Consider the following 18723-nt stretch of genomic DNA (forward strand, 5'->3'; position numbering starts at 1 on the left):
CGCCGGGTGGCGGAGCGACTGACCTACGAACTGAGGCGGGTGGCTCAGTTCTGGTGGTCGAGGATGTACTTCGTGGCGTCGCCGACGGTCTTGAGGTTCTTGACGTCGTCGTCCGGGATCTTGACGTCGAAGCGCTCTTCGGCGGCGACGACGACCTCGACCATGGACAGCGAGTCGACGTCCAGGTCGTCGGTGAAGGACTTGTCCAGCTGGACGTCCTCAACGGGGATCCCGGCGATCTCGTTCACGATCTCGGCGAGACCGGCGACGATCTCTTCCTGAGTGGCGGCCATGGTGGCGCTCCTTCGGTGTGTATCCAGAGGGTGTGGCGCCCGCCGCGTCAGCGGCAGGTGTGACGACCGTACGGACCGGGTGGTCCGGACGGGATGCCTAGGGGAGGGTAACGACCGTGGCGGCGTACACGAGACCCGCCCCGAAGCCGATGACGAGCGCGGTGTCGCCGCTCTTCGCCTCGCCGGTCGCCAGAAGCCGCTCCATCGCGAGCGGAATCGAGGCGGCCGAAGTATTGCCGGTGGTGCGCACGTCCCGGGCGACCGTGACGTGCTCCGGCAGTCTGAGAGTCTTCACCATCGAGTCGATGATCCGCTCGTTGGCCTGGTGGGGAATGAAGACATCCAGGTCGTCCGGGCTGATCCCGGCCGCGTCCAGCGCCTGCTGGGCGACCTTCGCCATCTCGAACACGGCCCAGCGGAAGACCGCCTGGCCCTCCTGGGTGATCGCCGGGAACTTGACGTTGCCCTCGGAGTCCAGGGGCAACTGTGAGACATCGCCCACACGGAACTTGTCCCACGGCACCGTCTGCTTGATCGTGCCGGCCTTGTCGCCCTCGGAACCCCACACCGTGGGGCCGATCGCGGGCTCCTGGGACGGGCCGACGACCACGGCACCGGCGCCGTCACCGAACAGGAAGGCCGTCGCCCGGTCCTCCAGATCGGTCAGGTCCGAGAGCCGCTCCACGCCGATGACCAGCACGTACTCCGCGCTGCCCTCGACGATCATGCCCTTGGCCAGCGTCAGACCGTAGCCGAACCCGGCGCAGCCGGCGGAGATGTCGAACGCCGCCGCCTTCTGCGTGCCCAGCTTGTCCGCGATCTCCGTGGCGATGGCCGGCGTCTGCGCGAAGTGCGAGACGGTCGACACGACCACGGCGCCGATCTGCTCGGCCCCGATGCCCGCGTCGGCGATCGCCTTGCCGGACGCCTCGACGGACATCATCGACACGGTCTCTTCGTCGTTCGCCCAGTGGCGGGTGGAGATGCCGGAGCGCGAACGGATCCACTCGTCGGACGAGTCGATCTTCTCGAGGATCACCTCGTTCGGCACGACCCGCGTCGGCCGGTACCCGCCGACGCCGAGGATGCGCGCGTACGGGGCACCCTTACTGGGCTTGATCTTCGACATGCTGCTCGGATCTCCTTCTCAGGCCGTGTGCTCGGCGATCAGGGCGCGGGCCGCGTCGAGGTCGTCGGGGGTCTTCAGGGCGAGGGTCTTGACGCCGGGCAGGGCACGCTTGGCGATGCCGGTGAGGGTGCCGCCCGGGCACACCTCGATCAGCGCGGTCACGCCGAGCTCCTGGAACGTCTCCAGGCACAGGTCCCAGCGGACCGGGTTCTCGACCTGTCCGACCAGGCGTGCGAGGACCTCGTCGCCGGTCGCGACCGCCTTGCCGTCCTTGTTCGAGACGTACGTGACCGTGGGGTCGGCCGGGGTCAGCTCCTTCGCCGCCTCCGCCAGCTTCGCCACCGCCGGGCCCATGTGCAGGGTGTGGAACGCCCCGGCCACCTTCAGCGGCACCACGCGGCGCACGCCCTCGGGCTTGTCCGCCTCGAGCGCGGCCAGCTCCTCCAGGGTGCCGGCGGCCACGATCTGGCCCGCGCCGTTCCGGTTCGCCGGGGTCAGGCCCAGCTTCTGCAGGTGCTCCACGGTGGTCTCGGGGTCACCGCCGAGCAGCGCCGACATGCCGGTCCGGGTGATCGCGGCGGCCTCCGCCATGGCCAGACCGCGTCCGCGCACGAGCTTCAGGGCGGCGGTGTCGTCGAGCACCCCGGCGAACGCCGCCGCGGTGATCTCACCGACGCTGTGCCCCGCCACCGCACCCGGCCTGACATCGCCGAGCGCGGTCGCCGAGAGGAGGCCTGCCGCCACGAGGAGCGGCTGGGCCACGGCCGTGTCACGGATCGCGTCCGCGTCGGCCTGCGTGCCGTAGTGGGCGAGGTCGAGGCCGATGGCGTCGGACCACCCGGCGAGGCGGTCCGCCGCGCCGGGAAGGTCGAGCCAGGGAGTCAGGAAGCCGGGCGTCTGAGCGCCTTGGCCGGGAGCGACGAGTACGAGCACTCTCACACTCTCTCTTGTGGACGGTGCGGGCCGCCCGTGGGGACAGGGACGAAGAACCGAAGGGGGAATTGTAGACCCCCGACAAAAGGCTACGACTGGAGATCGGCGCCGACGAGACGTCCCAGGATGAGCGCGATCCGCAGGGTGAAGGCCGAGCGGACATCGGACGGCGACCAGCCGGTGACGTCGGTCACACGTCGGAGCCGGTAGCGGACGGTGTTCGGGTGCACGAAGAGCATCCGGGCCGCGCCTTCCAGACTGCTCGCCTGCTCCAGATAGACGCTGAGCGTCTCCAGCAGCGCCGAACCGGCTTCCTCGAGCGGTCTGTAGATCTCCTCCACCAACTGCTCCCGCGCGGAGGGGTCTCCGGCGATCGCGCGCTCCGGAAGCAGATCGTCCGCCAGCACCGGGCGCGGGGCGTCCTGCCAGGCACCGCACGCCTTCAACCCGGCAGCCGCGGCCTGGGCGGACCGCGTGGCCGCCAGCAGGTCCGGCACCACCGGACCGGCGACCACGGCCCCCGCCGCGAACGGACCGATCAGCGACTTCGCCACCGCCAGCGGATTGTCGCTACCACCCGCGATCACCACGAGCCGGTCCCCGAGCACCCCGGTCAGCACCTGCAACTTCGCGTGGCGCGACGCCCGCCGGATCGCCTCCACCGTCAGCTCGCTGTCGCCGTCCGGCGCGGTCCCGAGCACCACACACACATGCTCCGGAGAGTTCCAGCCCAGCGCCGCGGCCCGGCTGATCGCTCCCTCGTCGGCCTCCCCGGAGAGCACGGCGTTCACCACGAGGGACTCAAGCCGCGCGTCCCACGCGCCCCGCGCCTCCGCCGCCTGCGCGTACACCTGGGCCGTCGCGAACGCGATCTCCCGCGCATACACCAACAGCGCCTCGCGCAGAACGCGCTCGTCCCCGGGCGCGGCCACCTCGTCGATGGCCGACTCCATGACCTCGATCGTGGTGCGCACCATCTCCACGGTCTGGCGCAGGGTGATCGCTCGCGTCAGCTCGCGCGGCGCGGTGCCGAAGACATCCGTGGAAATGGCCTGCGGGGCATCCGGCCGCCGGAACCACTCGGTGAACGCGGCGATCCCCGCCTGCGCCACCAGCCCGATCCACGACCGGTTCTCCGGAGGCATGGCCCGGTACCAGGACAGCGTCTCGTCCATGCGCGTGATCGCCTGCGCGGCGAGCGCCCCGGATGACTTCTCCAGGCGCTTCAGAGTCGCCGCATGCGGGTGGGGAGCCGCACGGACGTCCGGGCGGCGGTCCGCTGATTCGTTCGCTGAAGGCTGCGCTGATTCCGATGGGGGCACGGGACAAGACTGCCTTACCGGGACGGCTCGGCGGAGTGGAGGGGTCGCCGCGATCGCCCCGCACGGCCGGAGACGACGGCTACGGTGGAGGGCGTGATCGATGTCCGTCGCTCCGGCGACCGCTATCCGGGAGGCGAGCGCGAGGCCGGGATCCGCTCCTTCCACGCGTTCTCCTTCGGCCCGCACTACGACCCGGAGAACCTGCGCTTCGGCGCGATCCTCGCCTGCAACGAGGAACAGCTGGCCCCCGGTGCCGGCTTCGACGAGCACCCCCACAGCCACACCGAGATCGTCACCTGGGTCGTGACCGGCGAACTCACCCACCGCGACTCCACGGGCCACGAGTCCGTCGTGCGGCCCGGCGACGTCCAGCGCCTGAGCTCCGGCGGCGGCGTCCGGCATGTGGAGCGCAACGACAGCACCGAGCCCCTCACGTTCATCCAGACCTGGCTGGCCCCGCGCTCCCCGGGCGGCGACCCCGCCTACGAGGTGGTGCACGGCATAGCCGACTCGACCCCCTACGACGTCCCGGAGGCGGGCGCCCTGCTCCATGTGCGGCGCCTGGCCGAGGGCGAGCGGACGGAACTGCCGGCCGCCCCCTACGTCTACCTGCACGTCGCGCAGGGCACCGTGCGGCTGCGGGACACAGAACTGCTGGGGGACACAGAACTGGAGCAGGGGGACGCCGCCCGGATCACGGCATCGTCGGGCCCTGACGTCCTCGCGTCCACCGCCGCGCACTTGTTGATCTGGGAGATGAGCGACTGACCTGTGCCCCCTGCCCGGGTCACAGCTCCGCGAGCACCGCGTCCGTGAACGGCGGCCAGACCTCCGCCGCCCACGGCCCGAACGCACGGTCCGCCAGTGCCACACAGGCCGCCCCGGCATCGGGATCGACCCACAGGAGCGTGCCGGACTGACCGAAGTGCCCGAAGGTCCGCGGGGACGAGGAACTCCCCGTCCAGTGCGGCGACTTGTGGTCCCTGATCTCGAACCCGAGTCCCCAGTCGTTCGGGTTCTGGTGCCCGTACCCCGGCAGCACGCCCTTCGTCCCCGGGTACTGCACCGTCATCGCCTCGGCGACCGTCCGCGGATCGAGCAACCGCGGCGCCTGGAGCTCCGCGGCGAACCGCACCAGGTCGTCCACCGTCGACACCCCGTCCTTGGCCGGTGAGCCGTCCAGAGTGGTCGCGGTCATCCCGAGGGGTTCGAGCACGGCCTGACGCAGGTACTCCCCGAACGGGATCTCCGTCGCCTTCTCGATGTGGTCCCCGAGCACCTCGAAACCCGCGTTCGAGTACAACCGCCGCACACCCGGCTCCGAGGTCGTCCGGTGCTCGTCGAAGGCGAGGCCGCTGGTGTGGGCCAGCAGGTGCCGCACCGTCGATCCCTGCGGACCGGCCGGCTCGTCGAGCTCGATCGCCCCCTCCTCGTACGCCACGAGAGCCGCGTAGGCCGCGAGCGGCTTGGTGACCGAGGCGAGCGGGAAACGGTGGGCCGTGGGGCCGTGCGTGCCCAGGACCGTGCCGTCCGCCCGGACGACGGCTGCGGCGGCGGTCGGGACCGGCCAGTTCTCGATCAACGCGAGGCTCTGCATGCCCCCGAGCCTAGAGCCTGCCCTCGGCTCCCCTCGGGCGGGCCCTGGAGCCTGGCAGCCTGCCCGGCTCGCCTCAGAGCGTCAGCCTCATCGCGGGCGCGGGGGTGCGGGCGAACCCCAGCGAGGTGTAGAGCGGCTCACCCTCTGCCGTCGCGTGCAGATCGATCCGGTGCACCTCACGCTCCCGGTACCAGTCCAGGAGCGCCTCCACGCAGGCCCGCGAGAACCCCCGGCGCCGGTACTCCGGATCGGTGCACACATTGAAGACGTGTCCGGAGGTGCCGGCGGGGTTACCCGGGCTGCCGAGACCGTGGTGGATGGCACCGGAGGCACAAGCCGCGAGCCGTCCATCCGCTCCCGGCGCGTCGATGACGAACGCGGTCAGCTCGCCCCCGGGATCGGCGAGATGCGCGCGCAGAGCCGCCACCGTGCCCGGCTGCCAGCTCACATCGGCACTGGGGCTCATCGAGTCGAGCATGATCTTGCGCAGTCGGACCAGCTCTGCGGCGTCCTCAGGGACGGCGCGGCGGACGAGGGGCCGGACGAGAGACATGATCCGCACCGTAGTGCGACTGCCGCCCGGGTGTCGCCGGCAATTCCCGCGATCACTTGCTTGGAGTGCACTCCAAGGTTCTAGCGTGGGAGTCATGACGGTGATGGAGACCCCGCCCGCACCCACCCCGACCAAGACCGGCCCGACCCCGACGGACCGGGCCACGGCAGACCGCACCAAGGTCGACGCCTGCGCCGCGACGCCGAGCGCCCATCCGCGTCCGGAGGGCCAGGACCGGTACACGATCAGTGAGGTCGTCGCCTTCACCGGCCTGACCGCGCACACCCTGCGCTGGTACGAGCGGATCGGCCTGATGCCCGACGTCGACCGCTCGCACACCGGCCAGCGCCGCTACACCAACCGCGACCTGGACTGGCTCGCCTTCGTCGGCAAGCTGCGCCTCACCGGCATGCCGGTCGCCCACATGGTCCGCTACGCCGAACTCGTCCGGCTCGGGGAGCAGACCTTCGAGGAGCGGCGCGAACTCCTCGAATCGACCCGCCGCGACGTCCTGCACCGGATGGCCGAGCTGCAGGACACCCTGGCCGTGCTCGACCACAAGATCAACTTCTATGCGGGTGCCCAGTAGACGTCGGCGCCGGGGACACGACAACGACGGACACGACGGCGACACCTGAAAGGACCTGAACCACATGACCGGCACGGAACGACCGCCGCACGCGGACGACCAGCGCATCTCCACTGTTGAGTTGGGAAACAACGGGCCCGTGGTGGGCATTCAGGGCCTCGGCTGCATGGGCATGAGCTGGGCCTACGGTCCGACCGACGCCGATGAGGCACGAGCCACCCTGGAGCGGTCGCTCGAACTCGGCGTCACCTTGTACGACACCGCCGACGCCTACGGGGCCGGCGAGAACGAGAAGTTCCTGGCTCCTTTCCTCAAGGCGCACCGGGACGAGATCGTCCTGGCCACCAAGTTCGCCCTCGGGATCGACCCGGACGAGCCCACCAAGCGCACCATCCGCAACGACCCCGCCTACATCCGGACCTGCATCGATGCCAGCCTCCAGCGCCTGGGCACCGACTCGGTCGACCTGTACTACATGCACCGCCGGGACCCGAAGGTGCCCATCGAGGAGACGGTCGGCGTGATGGCCGAACTCGTCGCCGCCGGCAAGGTCAAGCACCTCGGCCTCAGCGAGGTCACCGCCGACGAACTGCGAGCCGCACAGGCCGTCCATCCCATCGCGGCCGTCCAGTCGGAGTGGTCGCTGTTCAGCCGCGACATCGAGCGGTCGGTGGTGCCGGCCGCGGCGGAACTCGGCGTCGCGCTCGTCCCCTATTCACCGCTCGGCCGCGGCTTCCTCACCGGTGCTTTCGTCAGCGCCGACAAGGAGTTGTCCGAGGACGACTTCCGCCGCCAGCAGCCCCGCTTCACCGGCGACAACGCCGCCGTCAACGCCGCCCTCCTCGAACCGGTCCGCCAAGTCGCCGACGCGCACGGCGCCTCCCTGGGCCAGATCGCCCTGGCCTGGGTGCAGCAACAGGCGGAACTCTTCGGCCTCCCCGTCGTCCCCATCCCCGGCACGCGCAAGCGCCACAGGGCCGAGGAGAACACCGCCGCGACCCGTCTCACCCTCACGGACGATGAGCTGAGGCTCCTCGAACCGATCGCCGCCCAGGTGTCGGGTGACCGCTACGCCGACATGGCCTTCACGTCGGCGGGCCGCGAGTAGAGCGCCGGGTCCGGGGGCGGGGTCGGGTCCGGGTCTTGGGGTCGGGCCTGGGGCCGGTCCGGGGCGGGGCTGGGGCTGGGGTGGCCGGGCCGCCCGGCCCTGGCGTATCTGTCTGATCGGCGGGATCCGGTCCGCCTGGCGGGACCCGCCTGCTCAGCGGGCCCCGCTTGCTCGGCAGGACCCACCTGTCCAGCAGGACCCACCGGCGAGGCGAGTCTCACCTGCCGGGTGGGGCTCACCGGACCGGAGGCGCTGCGGTCGTCCAGGGTCACTGACGGCCGCCCCGGGCTCCTCACGCCAGCCCCAGCGCGAACACCGTGAACCCGGCGGCGAGCAGTCCAGCCAGGGCTCGCCACCCCCGAGTCGCTCGCTTCCAGGGTGTTTCGAAGCCCCGCGCGTAGCGGCCTATCAGTACAAGCAGGATCGCGAACAGTGGCAGCCACGCCAGACGAGCCGCTATCCAGAGCCAGCTGTCCGGGCCCGATGTCAACCCGGGTATCTCTCCCGCGAAGGACGCGGGGACCGCTGCCGTGAGCATCGCCGTCTGGTGCCAGCACAGGATGGTCATCGCCGACAGGTTGATCATCACGACCGGTGCCCAGAGCACGGGCCGGCGCAGCAGGCGCCCGATGCGGTCCCGCAGCAGTATTGCGGCGCCACACTGAGCGGCGGCCAGGGCCAGGACCAGAAGCGAGGGCGGATGCGAGTTCGTCCGTGCCTCGCCGGGCACCCCGACCATTGACGCCGGGTAGTGGAAGGCGAACAGGAGCGTCGTGAAGAGCGCCGTCCCGCCGACGAGCAGGACCCATGCGCCTCGCCGGGCGATCCTCTTCTCGCTCCAGCAGACGCCCAGTTGATAGGCGAACATCCAGCCCGGCAAGAGATTCAACAGGCTCAGCCAGGACGGCATCGCCGAGCCGAGTGGCCCGTATCGCAGGAAGTCGACCGCGGCGACCGCGGCCAGCAGCGCGGCCGCGGCCCATGCGCCGAGCCGGCGGGAGACCCCTATGCACCAGGGTGTGAGCGCCGTGACCACGGAGTAGACCCCGACGAACCAGAGGGGCTGTATCACCAGAGTGGAGCCCGTGCGCAAGGTCGTCCCCGGCACGCCGAGGGCGTACAACACCGGGAGCAGCGCGGCCCAGACCGCTGTCACTCCCAGCACCGGACGGCCGAGCCGGGCCAGTCGGCCGCGCAGCCAGCGGACCGTCGACACCCCGCCCTCCTGGGCGCGGCGGTACGACAGGGCCGAGGCGTAACCGCCTACGAGGAAGAACACGCCCAGCATCTGCAGCACCCACGACGCCGGTGCGAAGAATCCGAAGGCGGACAGCGGACTCGCGTTGTGCAGCGCGCCGTTGGGGTCGAGAGTGAAACCGCCGAGGAGCCAGTGGCCGGTCGGGACGGCGAGCAGGGCCACGGCACGCAGCCCGTCGATCGCCCGGTCGCGGTGGGCCGGGGTCCGCGCGTCGATGGCGGTGACGGTAGAGATGGTGGAGGAACGCAGGGTGGTGAGGTTCATGACGATGCTCCGGTGGCGATGTCGGTGAAGGCACGCAACGAGTCCGTGCCTGGCGCGAAGTAACCCGTGTGGCCCTCAGCCCGCTCGGCAGGGACCCGGCGGGCTCCGAAGGACGGGTCGGTGGGGTCGGTTCCGTGTCCCAGGCCGAGCAGTTCGACATGCGGCACCTTGGAGATCCAGTCACTGTCGTCCCGCGCCGCCCACACCCGGGCCCGGGTGTGCAGGTCGCCGACACGGTCCGCGCGCATGCCGGGGGAGCCCAGGACGACGAGGTCGGACACAGGGAGCCGGGGCGCCGCGAGCCCGCACACCACCGAGCCGTAGCTGTGGCAGAAGACGGCAGGCTTCGAGGTGCCCGTGGCCGTGAGGCCCTGCACGAAGCGGGCCAGGCGCGGGGCGCCGGCCTCCGCGAGCCGGCCGGTGGCGGCATCCGGGCCGAGACCGACCGGCGTGGTGTAGCCGACCCAGGCCACCACAGCCGTCTGTCCGCCTGCCGCCTTGTACAAGGACTTCGCCATCCCGGCGGGCGTCCCGTACCTGTCCTTGGCCCGGTCGAACGAGTACAGATCGATGTCAGAGCCCGGCACGACCACGGCGGCATGATGAGCGGTGCGCAAGTCCCCGTAGACCTCGGCTACTTGACCACTGCCACGCGGATCGAAGGCGAGTATCCGGTGGCCCGAGGCGAGCAGAGCGGCGCAGCGCCCGGCGAGGACGCGTGCCGTCGCGCGCACCCGCGGGGGCAGGCTGGTGTCCTGCGCGTCGGCGCGGGCCCGGGTCTTCGCGGTGCGCAACGCCAGCACATTCGCTTCGTACCGCAGGGGGATCGGTGCCCCGTCCAAGTTGCCGACGACCGACGGGTGCCGGACAGCCAGCCCGTGCTGCTCCGGTGCGCTCAACCCGCGGAAGAAGTCCGCGATCTGGCCCGGACTCGCGGTCGCCGGGTCGGGCAGCCGCGTCCCCAGCACGGTGTCCGTGCGCCAGGAAGAGGTGCCCGGTGGTGGCCCGGTGAGCGGGGTCTGCTGTCGGCCCGAAGCCCAGCCCGCCGTACCCGCGACGAGCATCGTCGTGAGCGCGGCAGCGGCCACCGTGCGCCGGCCGCGTCGTTTCCAAGAACCCAGGCCCATCGCCCGTCTCCCCTCCACCGTCGGTATGACGAGGGGAAGGTAGAAAGCCGACCGCGGCCGTGGCGTCACACCGCGGAGCCAACTCGCCGCTGCTACCTGGGTATATGGACCACATACTCCAGTAGGGGGTGACGTCGCCGCACCCCGCGGACCTCGTGCGTTGCCGTGCTACCGGCGTGGCTGGGGCGGGCGCGAGCAGGCCGGCCCCGTACGCCTGGGGACATCGAGGACCGCCGGAGCGTCGCGCGACGGTGTCACTGATCGCCGGGTGTGACGAGCCCGGTCTCGTAGGCGAAGATCACCGCTTGGGCTCGGTCGCGCAGCCCCAACTTGGCCAGCACACGCCCGATATGGGTCTTCACGGTCTGCTCGGCCAGCACCAGCTTCTGCGCGATCTCCTGATTGGACAGACCGCGTGCGATCAGCTCCAGGACCTCGAGCTCGCGCGGCGTCAAGCTGTTGAGCCGCGGGGAGCGGTCCCTGCGCGCCGGCCGGGTTCTGGCGAAGTCCTCGATGAGGCGCCTGGTGACGGTAGGCGCGAGCAGCGCTTCCCCGGCCGCGACGATACGCACCGCGGCGATCAGGTCGGCGGGAGGCGCGTCCTTGAGCAGAAAGCCGGACGCCCCCGCCCGCAGGGCCGTGTACACATAGTCGTCCACGTCGAACGTGGTCAGCATGATCACTTTGGGCCGGTGCACCACGCCGGGCGGCGGGTCCAGCAGCTCGCGCGCTGCCTCCAGTCCGTCCATCTCGGGCATGCGCACGTCCATCAGGACCACGTCGGGATGGGTCGACCGGCTGGTCGCCACCCCCTGTCTGCCGTCCGGGGCCTCGCCCACGACGTCGATGTCGCTCTGCGCGGACAGCAGAGCGGCGAACCCGGCCCGCACCATGCTCTGGTCGTCGACGATGATCACGCGAATGGTCATGCGCGGTGCGTTCCTTTACGCCGGGGGCGAGGTGGGAGAGGTGGCCGTGGTCAGGGGCAGGCGGGCCGCGACACGGAACCCCCCGGCGGGCAGCGGGCCCACGTCCAGCGCGCCGCCGACCAACCGTACGCGCTCGCGCATCCCTATCAGGCCGTGTCCCGTGCCGGTGGACTCGATGGGGGAGACGGGCTCCGCGGCCGGTCCGTTGACCACGATCACCAACAGAGCGTCCTCGTCCAGACCGACCGAGATCTGTGCCCGCGCGCCGGGAGCGTGCCGCACCACGTTCGCGAGCGCCTCCTGCACGATGCGGTACGCGGAGAGATCCACCGCCGGTGACACATCGGTCAGTTGGGCGACGAGAGCCAGCTCCGGATACGACAGTTCGACCGGCACACCACCGCGCACCGTCGCCTCCACGAGCTGCCCCAGGTGTGCGAGGCCGGGCTGCGGCACCAAGTCGCCTTCCGCGCCCTCGCTGCGCAGGACGGCCAGGAGCCGCCGCATCTCGGTCAGTGACTCCCGGGCGCCCGCGGCGATGGAGGTGAACTCCTCGCGTGTCTCCTCTGTCAGGCCCTGGAGGCGGTAGGGAGCGGAATCGGCCTGCACGGTGATCACCGACATGTGGTGGGCCACGACGTCGTGCAACTCGCGGGCGATCCTCGTCCGTTCCTCCAGCAGCGTCCGGCGGGTCCGCTCGGCCTCGCTGATCGTCTCCTGCTCGACCAGCTTGCGCTGCGTCTCGCCCCGCTCCCGCACCAGGGCGCCCAGCAGCAGGACACCGCCGCTCAGGACGATGAGCAGGACGCCCGTGTCCTGACTGTCGGCGTCGCGGAAGGACCCGAGGATGATGCTCACCACGACCGTGACCAGCCAGATGCCGATAAGGGTGCGGCGGCTCTCGCGCAGGGCCAGGGCGATGCACAGCACCACGTACCCGACGACGATCATGGGTGTCCATGGCGAGGGATGGTGCGCGTCGCCCTGGAACAGCGGGATCGTGCCCAGCACGGCGGCGACGATCGTGAGGTACCACGCGGCCAGCGGACGGCTGACCGCGAGAAGCAAGGGTGCGACCTGCGCGACGGCGATGGCGCCGGCGAGGCCTCCGTTCACGCCGTAGTCGTGCGACAGCACCTGTGCGGTGACGGGGAGGAGCACGGCGACGAAGCCCAGCGCGACCAGATACGGCAGTAGCCGCATCCAGCGCCTGGGGGCCTGGGCCAGCAACGGCTCGGAACGGTCGCCGCCCACGGCGATCGTGAGCGCCGAGACGGCCGTGGCGATCCTGTCACCGGCGCCGCGCAGATCACCGCCCGGCACCCCGCGCAGGCGCCGTCGCCCTCCTGGCCCGGAGCCTGTTCTCGGCGGGCGGGGGGCGTGCTCGGGAGGAGTAGGTGGAGTGCTCATCGCCCGGTCAGCGTAGGCACTGAGCCCCGTTCGCGCCGTCATACCCAGGTGCTCAATCGCACCTCATACCCGAGTATCACCAGCGCTGACGCGAAGGGCTGTCACAGCTCCGCGAGCAGTTCCGCCTTCTTCGACGTGAACTCCGCGTCCGTGACCAGCCCCGCCTGATGCAACTCGCCGAGGTGGCGGATGCGGTCGGCGATGTCCGCCGGGTCCCGACGGCCCGCCGGTACGGCCCCGGTGAGCTGTCCGGCCGGTGACGGCGCGGGGCTCGTGGAGCGTACGGCCGCCAGCACCGAGGCGGCGAAGGGCAGCGACTCGTGCACCGGCCCGTAGCCGAGGCCGAAGACCACGGCGGCCGGGTCCTGATCGGCCGGCCCGGGCTTTCCGTCCGCCGGCTCCCGGGGCAGCAGGCGCAGGTGCCCTTCGAACAGTTCGGGGGAACGCCACTCCACGCCGCTCAGGTCGGAGACCGGGAACGTCTTGTCGCCGGCCTTCCACTTCGCGGACGAGGCACCCGTCCAGAACCAGCGGAACGACACGGCCGCACCGTCGAAGGAGGCCTTGCCGTCGTACGCCTTGAACTGAAGCGGGGCCGCGGGCGGAGCCACCAGGTAACCGTCCGGCCAGACGTCCTCGTCGGCGACGAGCATCCCGCGCAGTTCGTCCGCGTAGTACTCGGCCAGCGTCTCCCGCTCGGCGGGCAGCACCAGCCGGTACGGGTCACTGCCCTCCTTGAGCTGGCCTGCCGCCGCGTCCATCACCGGGTCGGCGCCCGGTCTGGGCACGGCGTGCAGCACCACGGTGCCGCGCTTGCCAGGAGTCAGAGTCACCGCCGCGATCGCTTCCAGGGGGATACGGCGTTCACCGAGCGCCTGAAAGAGCTTCGGCGTGCGGATCCCCCGTTCGAAGCGGATGAGCACGGAGTCGGACTCGAACTCCCAGGCGGCATTGAATCCGGCCAGTACGTCACCCATGCGGCTCATCGTATGCGGCACGCGCGCCTCCGTCGCCTGTTGCGTCGGACCATCGTTTCGCAGTTTTCTACGCGCGTCAGGCGGAGGCACCACCGGAAAAACTCTTCCGGCAGTCGTGGTCCGCGGCCGCGCACCGCACCGATCGGTACGAGCCAGTTCCGATCTCGGCGAAGTTGCTGAGGCTCTCGGTGCCCGGTTCGAAGTAGCCGGTGTGGCCCTTGGCGTCCGCCGATGAGACCACTCGCGCGCCGAACTCCGGGGAGACCGGATCGGCGCCGTGGCCCAGGCCCCCCACCTCCATGTACGGCACGTCCTGGATCCAGTCGTCCTTGTCGCGGGTGGACCACACGCGCGCGTGGGTGCCAAGGCCGGAGGCGGTCTCGGCCCGCATGCCGGGGCTGCCGGCCACCGCGATGTCGCTCACCCGTGCGGGCAGGTGACGTGCCGCCACCCCGCACACCACAGAGCCGTAGCTGTGGCAGTAGAGGGCTACGGGAGAGCTGCCGGGCAGGCCGCGCAGCATCGCGTTCAGCCGGACCGCGCCGTCGTCGGCGCGCATCGAGGTGGCTGCGTCAACGCCGAGACCGGCCGGCGCCGTGTAGTCGGCCCACGCGATGACGGCGGTACGGGTGTGGGAGCTCGCCGTACGCTCGGCGGCGTACAAGGAGCGGGCCATGCCGACGGGCGCCGAGTACGGGCGGAACGTGCGCTGGAAGGTCAGCAGGTTGGTGTCGACGCCCGGCACGACGACGGAGACGCGCTGCGCCGTGGTGAGGTCGCCGAAGACCTCGGCCACCCGGCCGTTGCCCATGGGGTCGAAGGCGAGGATGTTGCGGCCGGGGGCGGTCAGGAGCGCGAAGCGTTTCCTGCGCTGTTTCGCCTCGGTGTGGCCCACGGAGGACAGCCGGTTGTCGTGCACGCGCTCGGACTCGACCTTGCGGGCCTGATCCAGAGCGATCCGGTTAGCGCGGTAGCGCAGGGCGACGGGCGCGCCGTTCATATTGCCCACCGCGAGCGGATAGCGGCCGGCCAGCCAGTCGCGCTGATGGGGGTCCAAAGAGGCGAAGAAGTGCGCCAGGCGGGCGGGGGAACTCTGCGGCGCGGGCAGGGCGTGGCCGTTCAGACGGCCGTGCTCCCACGCGGTCAGAGCGGTCTGGAGCGGCGAAGGGGCGGTCCGGTGCTGGCGCACCGCGGTCCAGCCGGTGGTCGCCAGCATGACGAACACGACGGCCAGCGCGAGCAGTGCGCGCCCGATGGTGAGCTGGGGGGGAGTGTCGAAGGAAGTCACTGCGGACCACCCTAGGAGAAGCAGAGGAAGCTCCGTGCCACGGGTGAGGCGGATCACGTTTCCGGTCGCTTATTTGGGTAAATACAGACGCGGCCGCAGCCAGACCTTCACCCTACGTAAGGAGGCGGCAGGTCCACGCGTGCGGTAAGGCGAGGTCGGCTCCGTGACGGATCGCACGTGTTCACACTCAGTCATGAGCCCACCGCTCGCCGAGCGACGGCTTCAGGTGGTCGAGGTACGACTCGGTGAGCCTACGGATGGCATCGACGCTCGGGTCCTCGCCCGCGCCCCACAATCGTCCCGTCATCCGCATCACCCCGCTGAACGCGGCCACGGCCACCCTGGGGCGCGGATCGGTGTCCACGTCCAGGCCCTCGCGCTCGGCGATCACGCGCGCGGCCTCCTCCTCCAGCTCCACGGAGCGGCGCAGGTGGGCGGCGAGGAGTACGGGGGTGGACTCGATCATCTGGTAGGTGCGCATGTGGAGTTCGACCGGGATGACCTCCTCCACGGAACGGCTCAGCGCCTCCCAGGTGCTCAGAACCGTATGACGCAGGGCTTCGAACGGGCTCTCCTGCGCGGGACGCTCCCGCAGAGCGACGACGAAGCGGGACTCCACCATCTCCTGGATGGCGAAAGCAGCCTCTTCTTTGTTCGCGAAGTAACGGAAGAAGGTGCGCTGGGAGACCTCGCATGCCTCGGCGATCTCGTCGACCGTGGTGCAGTCGAACCCCTGCGAGGTGAAGAGCTCGAGCGCGGAACGCAGCAAGGCGTCCCGGGTCCGCTGCTTCTTCAGTTCACGCAGGTTCAATCGGGTCGCCATGATCCTCTTTCTGGCTGTTGCGGGCTCCACCGTAGTGTGAGCGACGTGACAGTTACCGACTTGTGAAATGCTTTGTCAACTGTCAGGCACTGTCACTAGCCTCGAACGTATGACTAGTCAGACCACTGTCGACAAGGCGGACCGGGTTCCGGAGCCCGAGCCTGTCCCGGCACCGGCCAAGGGGCTGCGCGGCCACCCCTGGCTGACCCTTTTCTCCGTCGCGATCGGCGTGATGATGGTCGCCCTGGACGGCACCATCGTCGCCATCGCCAACCCGGCCATTCAGAAGGATCTCGGCGCGAGCTTCGCCGACGTCCAGTGGATCACCAACGGCTACTTCCTCGCCCTCGCGGTCACGCTCATCACCGCGGGCAAGCTCGGCGACCGGTTCGGGCACCGGCAGACCTTCCTGATCGGCGTGGTCGGTTTCGCCGCCGCCTCGGGGGCGATCGGGCTCTCCGACAGCATCGCGCTGGTCGTCACGTTCCGCGTGTTCCAGGGGCTGTTCGGCGCGCTGCTGATGCCCGCCGCGCTCGGCCTGCTGCGCGCCACCTTCCCCGCCGAGAAGCTGAACATGGCGATCGGTATCTGGGGCATGGTGATCGGCGCGTCGACCGCGGGCGGCCCCATCCTCGGCGGCGTGCTCGTGGAGCACGTCAGCTGGCAGTCCGTCTTCTTCATCAACGTCCCCGTGGGCATCGTCGCTCTCGTCCTCGGGCTCGTCATCCTCCTCGACCACCGCGCCAAGAACGCGCCGCGGTCCTTCGACATCCCCGGCATCCTGCTGCTGTCCGGCGCGATGTTCTGCCTGGTGTGGGCCCTGATCAAGGCGCCCGCCTGGGGCTGGGGCGCCGGCCGGACGTGGACGTTCCTCGCGGTGGCGGTGGTGTGCTTCGTGCTCTTCGCGCTGTGGGAGACGCGCGTCGCCGAACCGCTCATCCCGCTGGGCCTGTTCCGTTCCGTGCCGCTGTCGGCCGGCGTGGTGCTGATGGTGCTCATGGCCATCGCGTTCATGGGCGGCCTGTTCTTCGTCACCTTCTACCTGCAGAACGTGCACGGCATGAGCCCGATCGACAGCGGTCTGCACCTGCTGCCGCTGACCGGCATGATGATCGTGGCCTCCCCCCTGGCCGGCGCGATGATCACGAAGGTCGGCCCGCGCATCCCGCTCGCGGGCGGCATGGCGTGCACGGCCATCGCGATGTACGGCATGTCCACCCTTGAGGCCGGCACCGGCAGCGGCATCATGTCCGTCTGGTTCGGGCTGCTCGGTCTCGGCCTCGCGCCCGTGATGGTCGGAGCCACCGAGGTCATCGTGGGCAACGCGCCGATGGAGCTCTCCGGCGTCGCCGGCGGACTCCAGCAGGCCGCCATGCAGATCGGCGGCAGCCTCGGCACCGCCGTCCTCGGCGCCGTCATGGCGTCGAAGGTCGACAGCGACCTCGCGGGCAACTGGGCGGACGCCAAGCTCCCGCCGCTCTCGTCCACGCAGCTGGACCAGGCGTCGGAGGCCGTCCAGGTCGGGGCCGCGCCGGTGCCGCCCGGCACGCCGGCCTCGCTCGCCGAGAAGATAACCGGCGTCGCGCACGACACCTTCATCTCCGGCATGAGCCTGGCCTGCCTGGTCGCCTCGGGGGTCGCGGTCGTCGCCATCCTCGTCGCGACGCTGACCAAGCGGGGTGCCAACGCGGACGCGGCGGCGGGTGCGGCGCACATCTGACGTCAGGCACGCCCCTGGATAGGGCGGGCGTGACGTGCCGAAACCGCTCGTGTGAGGGAAGCCCCCGGGAACTATCCGGGGGCTTTCGCTTATCCGAGTGACGTCGGGCGGAAGGCCTTCCCGGAACCAGATCTTCCGGGCCAAAGTGTCTGGCAAGCGATCAGTCGCGAACGCAACTGGTCGACACGACACGGGGGTTCAGACACATGCGTACGTCCATGCTCATGCCTATGTCCATGACGGTCACCGTCGCGGCACTCGCCGCGGTGGCTCTCTCTCCCGGCTCCGCCGCCGCGGCGGCGCCACCGACGCTCGGGGACTGCTCGGCGGGGGAGCTCTGTCTCTGGGGCAAGGCGGGGTTCAAGGGGGCCCGGCACACTTACGAACTGGCCGGGATCGACATCGAGAGCTGCGTCGCGCTGCCGGAGGGGAGCAGCGCGGCGTCTCTCGCCAACCGCACCGGCCGCCCCGTCACCACCTACCAGTCGACGGAGTGCGCGGAGACCGGTGAGTTCCAGACCTACCCCGGCAGCGGTACGTGGGAGCCCGAATCGCCTTACAAATCCCGGGCGTTCAAGGTCTGGGAGAGATGAGCGCGTGCGGGCGCGGCGATAGACGGCGGCAGACGGGGTACCCGGTTCATTGCCCGAGTCCATACGAACTCGAGGAGTGATAATGGCGGGTTTCGGTCACACCACGCGCAAGCACCCCCGTTCACGCGGCCGCGTAGGCTCGCGGAGCGGGCCGGACCGCGCGTCGCTCGGAATCATCGGACTCGTCAGCGCGATCGCCGGATTCTTCGTACTGGGGATCGTGCTGGGTCCGGTCGCCGTCGTCTGCGGCTGGCTGGCGATGGGACGACGCTGGACCGGTACGAACTCGGTGCCGGCCCTGGTCGCCCTGGTCCTCGGCGCGATCGACACCCTGCTCGCGATCGTCTGGCTGGCCTCGGCGACCGGCTCCGCCGCGGGTGGGCTGTTCTGACGCTGAGTCCGGGCTCGGCGCCCAGCGCGATTCCGGCGCCGAGTCCGAGCCCAGGCGCGATCCGCTTCCGACGCCGAGTACGAGTCCAACGCTGAGCACTGACCCGACGCTCAACATGGACCCGGTGCTCAGCACGGCCCTGCGCGCAAGGCAGGACCGACAGGGAGCACCGGTTCGGCCGCGAGCCTGAGCACGACCCAGCGCTCAGCACCGACCCAGCGCTCAGCACCGACCCGGCGCTCAAGCCAGGGCCGACGGTACGCACCAGTTCGGCCGCGAGGAGCCGCGAGTATGGGCGCCTGACCACGGGCGGAACGCGACGCGGCCCCGGGCTCAACCCCCGGGGCCGCTCCGAGCGGAGGCCTTCTCAGCCCAAGCTCACTGTCACCGATCCGATCCGCCGCTACAACAAGACCCCG

At 70.5% G+C, this 18723-nt stretch carries 19 protein-coding genes; 6 read left to right on the top strand and 13 right to left on the bottom strand.

Annotated elements, in window-relative coordinates:
• Positions 1-44 precede the first annotated feature (44 nt).
• The 4 genes from ABZY33_RS07205 to ABZY33_RS07220 all read right to left on the bottom strand — a co-directional run bounded on the left by ABZY33_RS07205 (position 45) and on the right by ABZY33_RS07220 (position 3677).
• Positions 45-293 carry an acyl carrier protein gene (locus ABZY33_RS07205; RefSeq protein ID WP_356490492.1) on the bottom strand — a complete coding sequence of 83 codons (249 nt, stop codon included), beginning with the start codon at positions 291-293 and terminating at the stop codon, positions 45-47.
• 97 nt (positions 294-390) lie between these two features.
• The gene (locus ABZY33_RS07210) at positions 391-1422 is read right to left on the bottom strand and encodes a ketoacyl-ACP synthase III (RefSeq protein WP_356490493.1); all 1032 of its coding nucleotides are present in this window, start codon (positions 1420-1422) and stop codon (positions 391-393) included.
• 18 nt (positions 1423-1440) lie between these two features.
• Positions 1441-2355 carry an ACP S-malonyltransferase gene (locus ABZY33_RS07215; protein WP_356490494.1) on the bottom strand — a complete coding sequence of 305 codons (915 nt, stop codon included), beginning with the start codon at positions 2353-2355 and terminating at the stop codon, positions 1441-1443.
• Between the two features lie 89 nt (positions 2356-2444).
• Entirely contained in the window at positions 2445-3677 is a 1233-nt protein-coding gene (locus ABZY33_RS07220; protein ID WP_356490495.1) for a helix-turn-helix domain-containing protein, read from the bottom strand.
• A 93-nt stretch (positions 3678-3770) separates the two neighbouring features.
• Here ABZY33_RS07220 and ABZY33_RS07225 point away from each other — a divergent pair, with 93 nt between their 5' ends.
• Positions 3771-4445, top strand: a complete 675-nt coding sequence (locus ABZY33_RS07225; protein ID WP_356490496.1) for a pirin family protein — start codon at positions 3771-3773, stop codon at positions 4443-4445.
• A 19-nt stretch (positions 4446-4464) separates the two neighbouring features.
• On the opposite strand, the gene ABZY33_RS07230 is transcribed toward ABZY33_RS07225, so the two are convergent.
• Both ABZY33_RS07230 and ABZY33_RS07235 read right to left on the bottom strand, forming a co-directional pair.
• Positions 4465-5274, bottom strand: coding sequence for a serine hydrolase domain-containing protein (locus tag ABZY33_RS07230; RefSeq protein WP_356490497.1), 810 nt, complete (start codon positions 5272-5274; stop codon positions 4465-4467).
• A 73-nt stretch (positions 5275-5347) separates the two neighbouring features.
• The gene (locus ABZY33_RS07235; RefSeq protein WP_356490498.1) at positions 5348-5827 is read right to left on the bottom strand and encodes a GNAT family N-acetyltransferase; all 480 of its coding nucleotides are present in this window, start codon (positions 5825-5827) and stop codon (positions 5348-5350) included.
• 94 nt (positions 5828-5921) lie between these two features.
• Between ABZY33_RS07235 and ABZY33_RS07240 the strand changes: the two genes are divergently transcribed.
• Together ABZY33_RS07240 and ABZY33_RS07245 are read left to right on the top strand one after the other, a co-directional pair.
• The gene (locus ABZY33_RS07240) at positions 5922-6416 is read left to right on the top strand and encodes a MerR family transcriptional regulator (RefSeq protein ID WP_356490499.1); all 495 of its coding nucleotides are present in this window, start codon (positions 5922-5924) and stop codon (positions 6414-6416) included.
• A 64-nt stretch (positions 6417-6480) separates the two neighbouring features.
• Positions 6481-7524, top strand: coding sequence for an aldo/keto reductase (locus ABZY33_RS07245; protein WP_356490500.1), 1044 nt, complete (start codon positions 6481-6483; stop codon positions 7522-7524).
• Positions 7525-7816: 292 nt separating this feature from the next.
• Here ABZY33_RS07245 and ABZY33_RS07250 read toward each other — a convergent pair whose 3' ends face one another.
• The 7 genes from ABZY33_RS07250 to ABZY33_RS07280 all read right to left on the bottom strand — a co-directional run bounded on the left by ABZY33_RS07250 (position 7817) and on the right by ABZY33_RS07280 (position 15600).
• On the bottom strand, positions 7817-9046 hold the full coding sequence (locus ABZY33_RS07250) for an acyltransferase (RefSeq protein ID WP_356490501.1): 1230 nt from the start codon (positions 9044-9046) through the stop codon (positions 7817-7819).
• Positions 9043-10173, bottom strand: coding sequence for an alpha/beta hydrolase (locus ABZY33_RS07255; RefSeq protein ID WP_356490502.1), 1131 nt, complete (start codon positions 10171-10173; stop codon positions 9043-9045). The genes ABZY33_RS07250 and ABZY33_RS07255 overlap by 4 nt, the downstream gene beginning before the upstream one ends.
• Positions 10174-10427: 254 nt before the next feature.
• Positions 10428-11102, bottom strand: a complete 675-nt coding sequence (locus ABZY33_RS07260) for a response regulator transcription factor (protein ID WP_356490503.1) — start codon at positions 11100-11102, stop codon at positions 10428-10430.
• A 15-nt stretch (positions 11103-11117) separates the two neighbouring features.
• Positions 11118-12512 (bottom strand): sensor histidine kinase, encoded by a 1395-nt coding sequence (locus tag ABZY33_RS07265; RefSeq protein ID WP_356490504.1) that lies wholly within the window; start codon positions 12510-12512, stop codon positions 11118-11120.
• A 101-nt stretch (positions 12513-12613) separates the two neighbouring features.
• Positions 12614-13489 (bottom strand): DUF4429 domain-containing protein, encoded by an 876-nt coding sequence (locus tag ABZY33_RS07270; protein WP_356490505.1) that lies wholly within the window; start codon positions 13487-13489, stop codon positions 12614-12616.
• Between the two features lie 76 nt (positions 13490-13565).
• Positions 13566-14777 carry an alpha/beta hydrolase gene (locus tag ABZY33_RS07275; RefSeq protein ID WP_356490506.1) on the bottom strand — a complete coding sequence of 404 codons (1212 nt, stop codon included), beginning with the start codon at positions 14775-14777 and terminating at the stop codon, positions 13566-13568.
• Positions 14778-14964: 187 nt separating this feature from the next.
• Complete coding sequence (locus tag ABZY33_RS07280; protein ID WP_356490507.1) at positions 14965-15600, bottom strand: TetR family transcriptional regulator; 636 nt, start codon at positions 15598-15600, stop codon at positions 14965-14967.
• Positions 15601-15709: 109 nt separating this feature from the next.
• Between ABZY33_RS07280 and ABZY33_RS07285 the strand changes: the two genes are divergently transcribed.
• From ABZY33_RS07285 to ABZY33_RS07295, 3 genes are all read left to right on the top strand, one after another.
• Positions 15710-17320 (top strand): MFS transporter, encoded by a 1611-nt coding sequence (locus ABZY33_RS07285; RefSeq protein WP_356490508.1) that lies wholly within the window; start codon positions 15710-15712, stop codon positions 17318-17320.
• A gap of 206 nt (positions 17321-17526) precedes the next feature.
• Entirely contained in the window at positions 17527-17913 is a 387-nt protein-coding gene (locus ABZY33_RS07290) for a peptidase inhibitor family I36 protein (RefSeq protein ID WP_356490509.1), read from the top strand.
• Positions 17914-17995: 82 nt separating this feature from the next.
• On the top strand, positions 17996-18304 hold the full coding sequence (locus ABZY33_RS07295; protein WP_356490510.1) for a small hydrophobic protein: 309 nt from the start codon (positions 17996-17998) through the stop codon (positions 18302-18304).
• Positions 18305-18723 lie beyond the last annotated feature (419 nt).

The organism is Streptomyces sp. NPDC006552 (assembly GCF_040611655.1).
Lineage (GTDB): Bacteria > Actinomycetota > Actinomycetes > Streptomycetales > Streptomycetaceae > Streptomyces.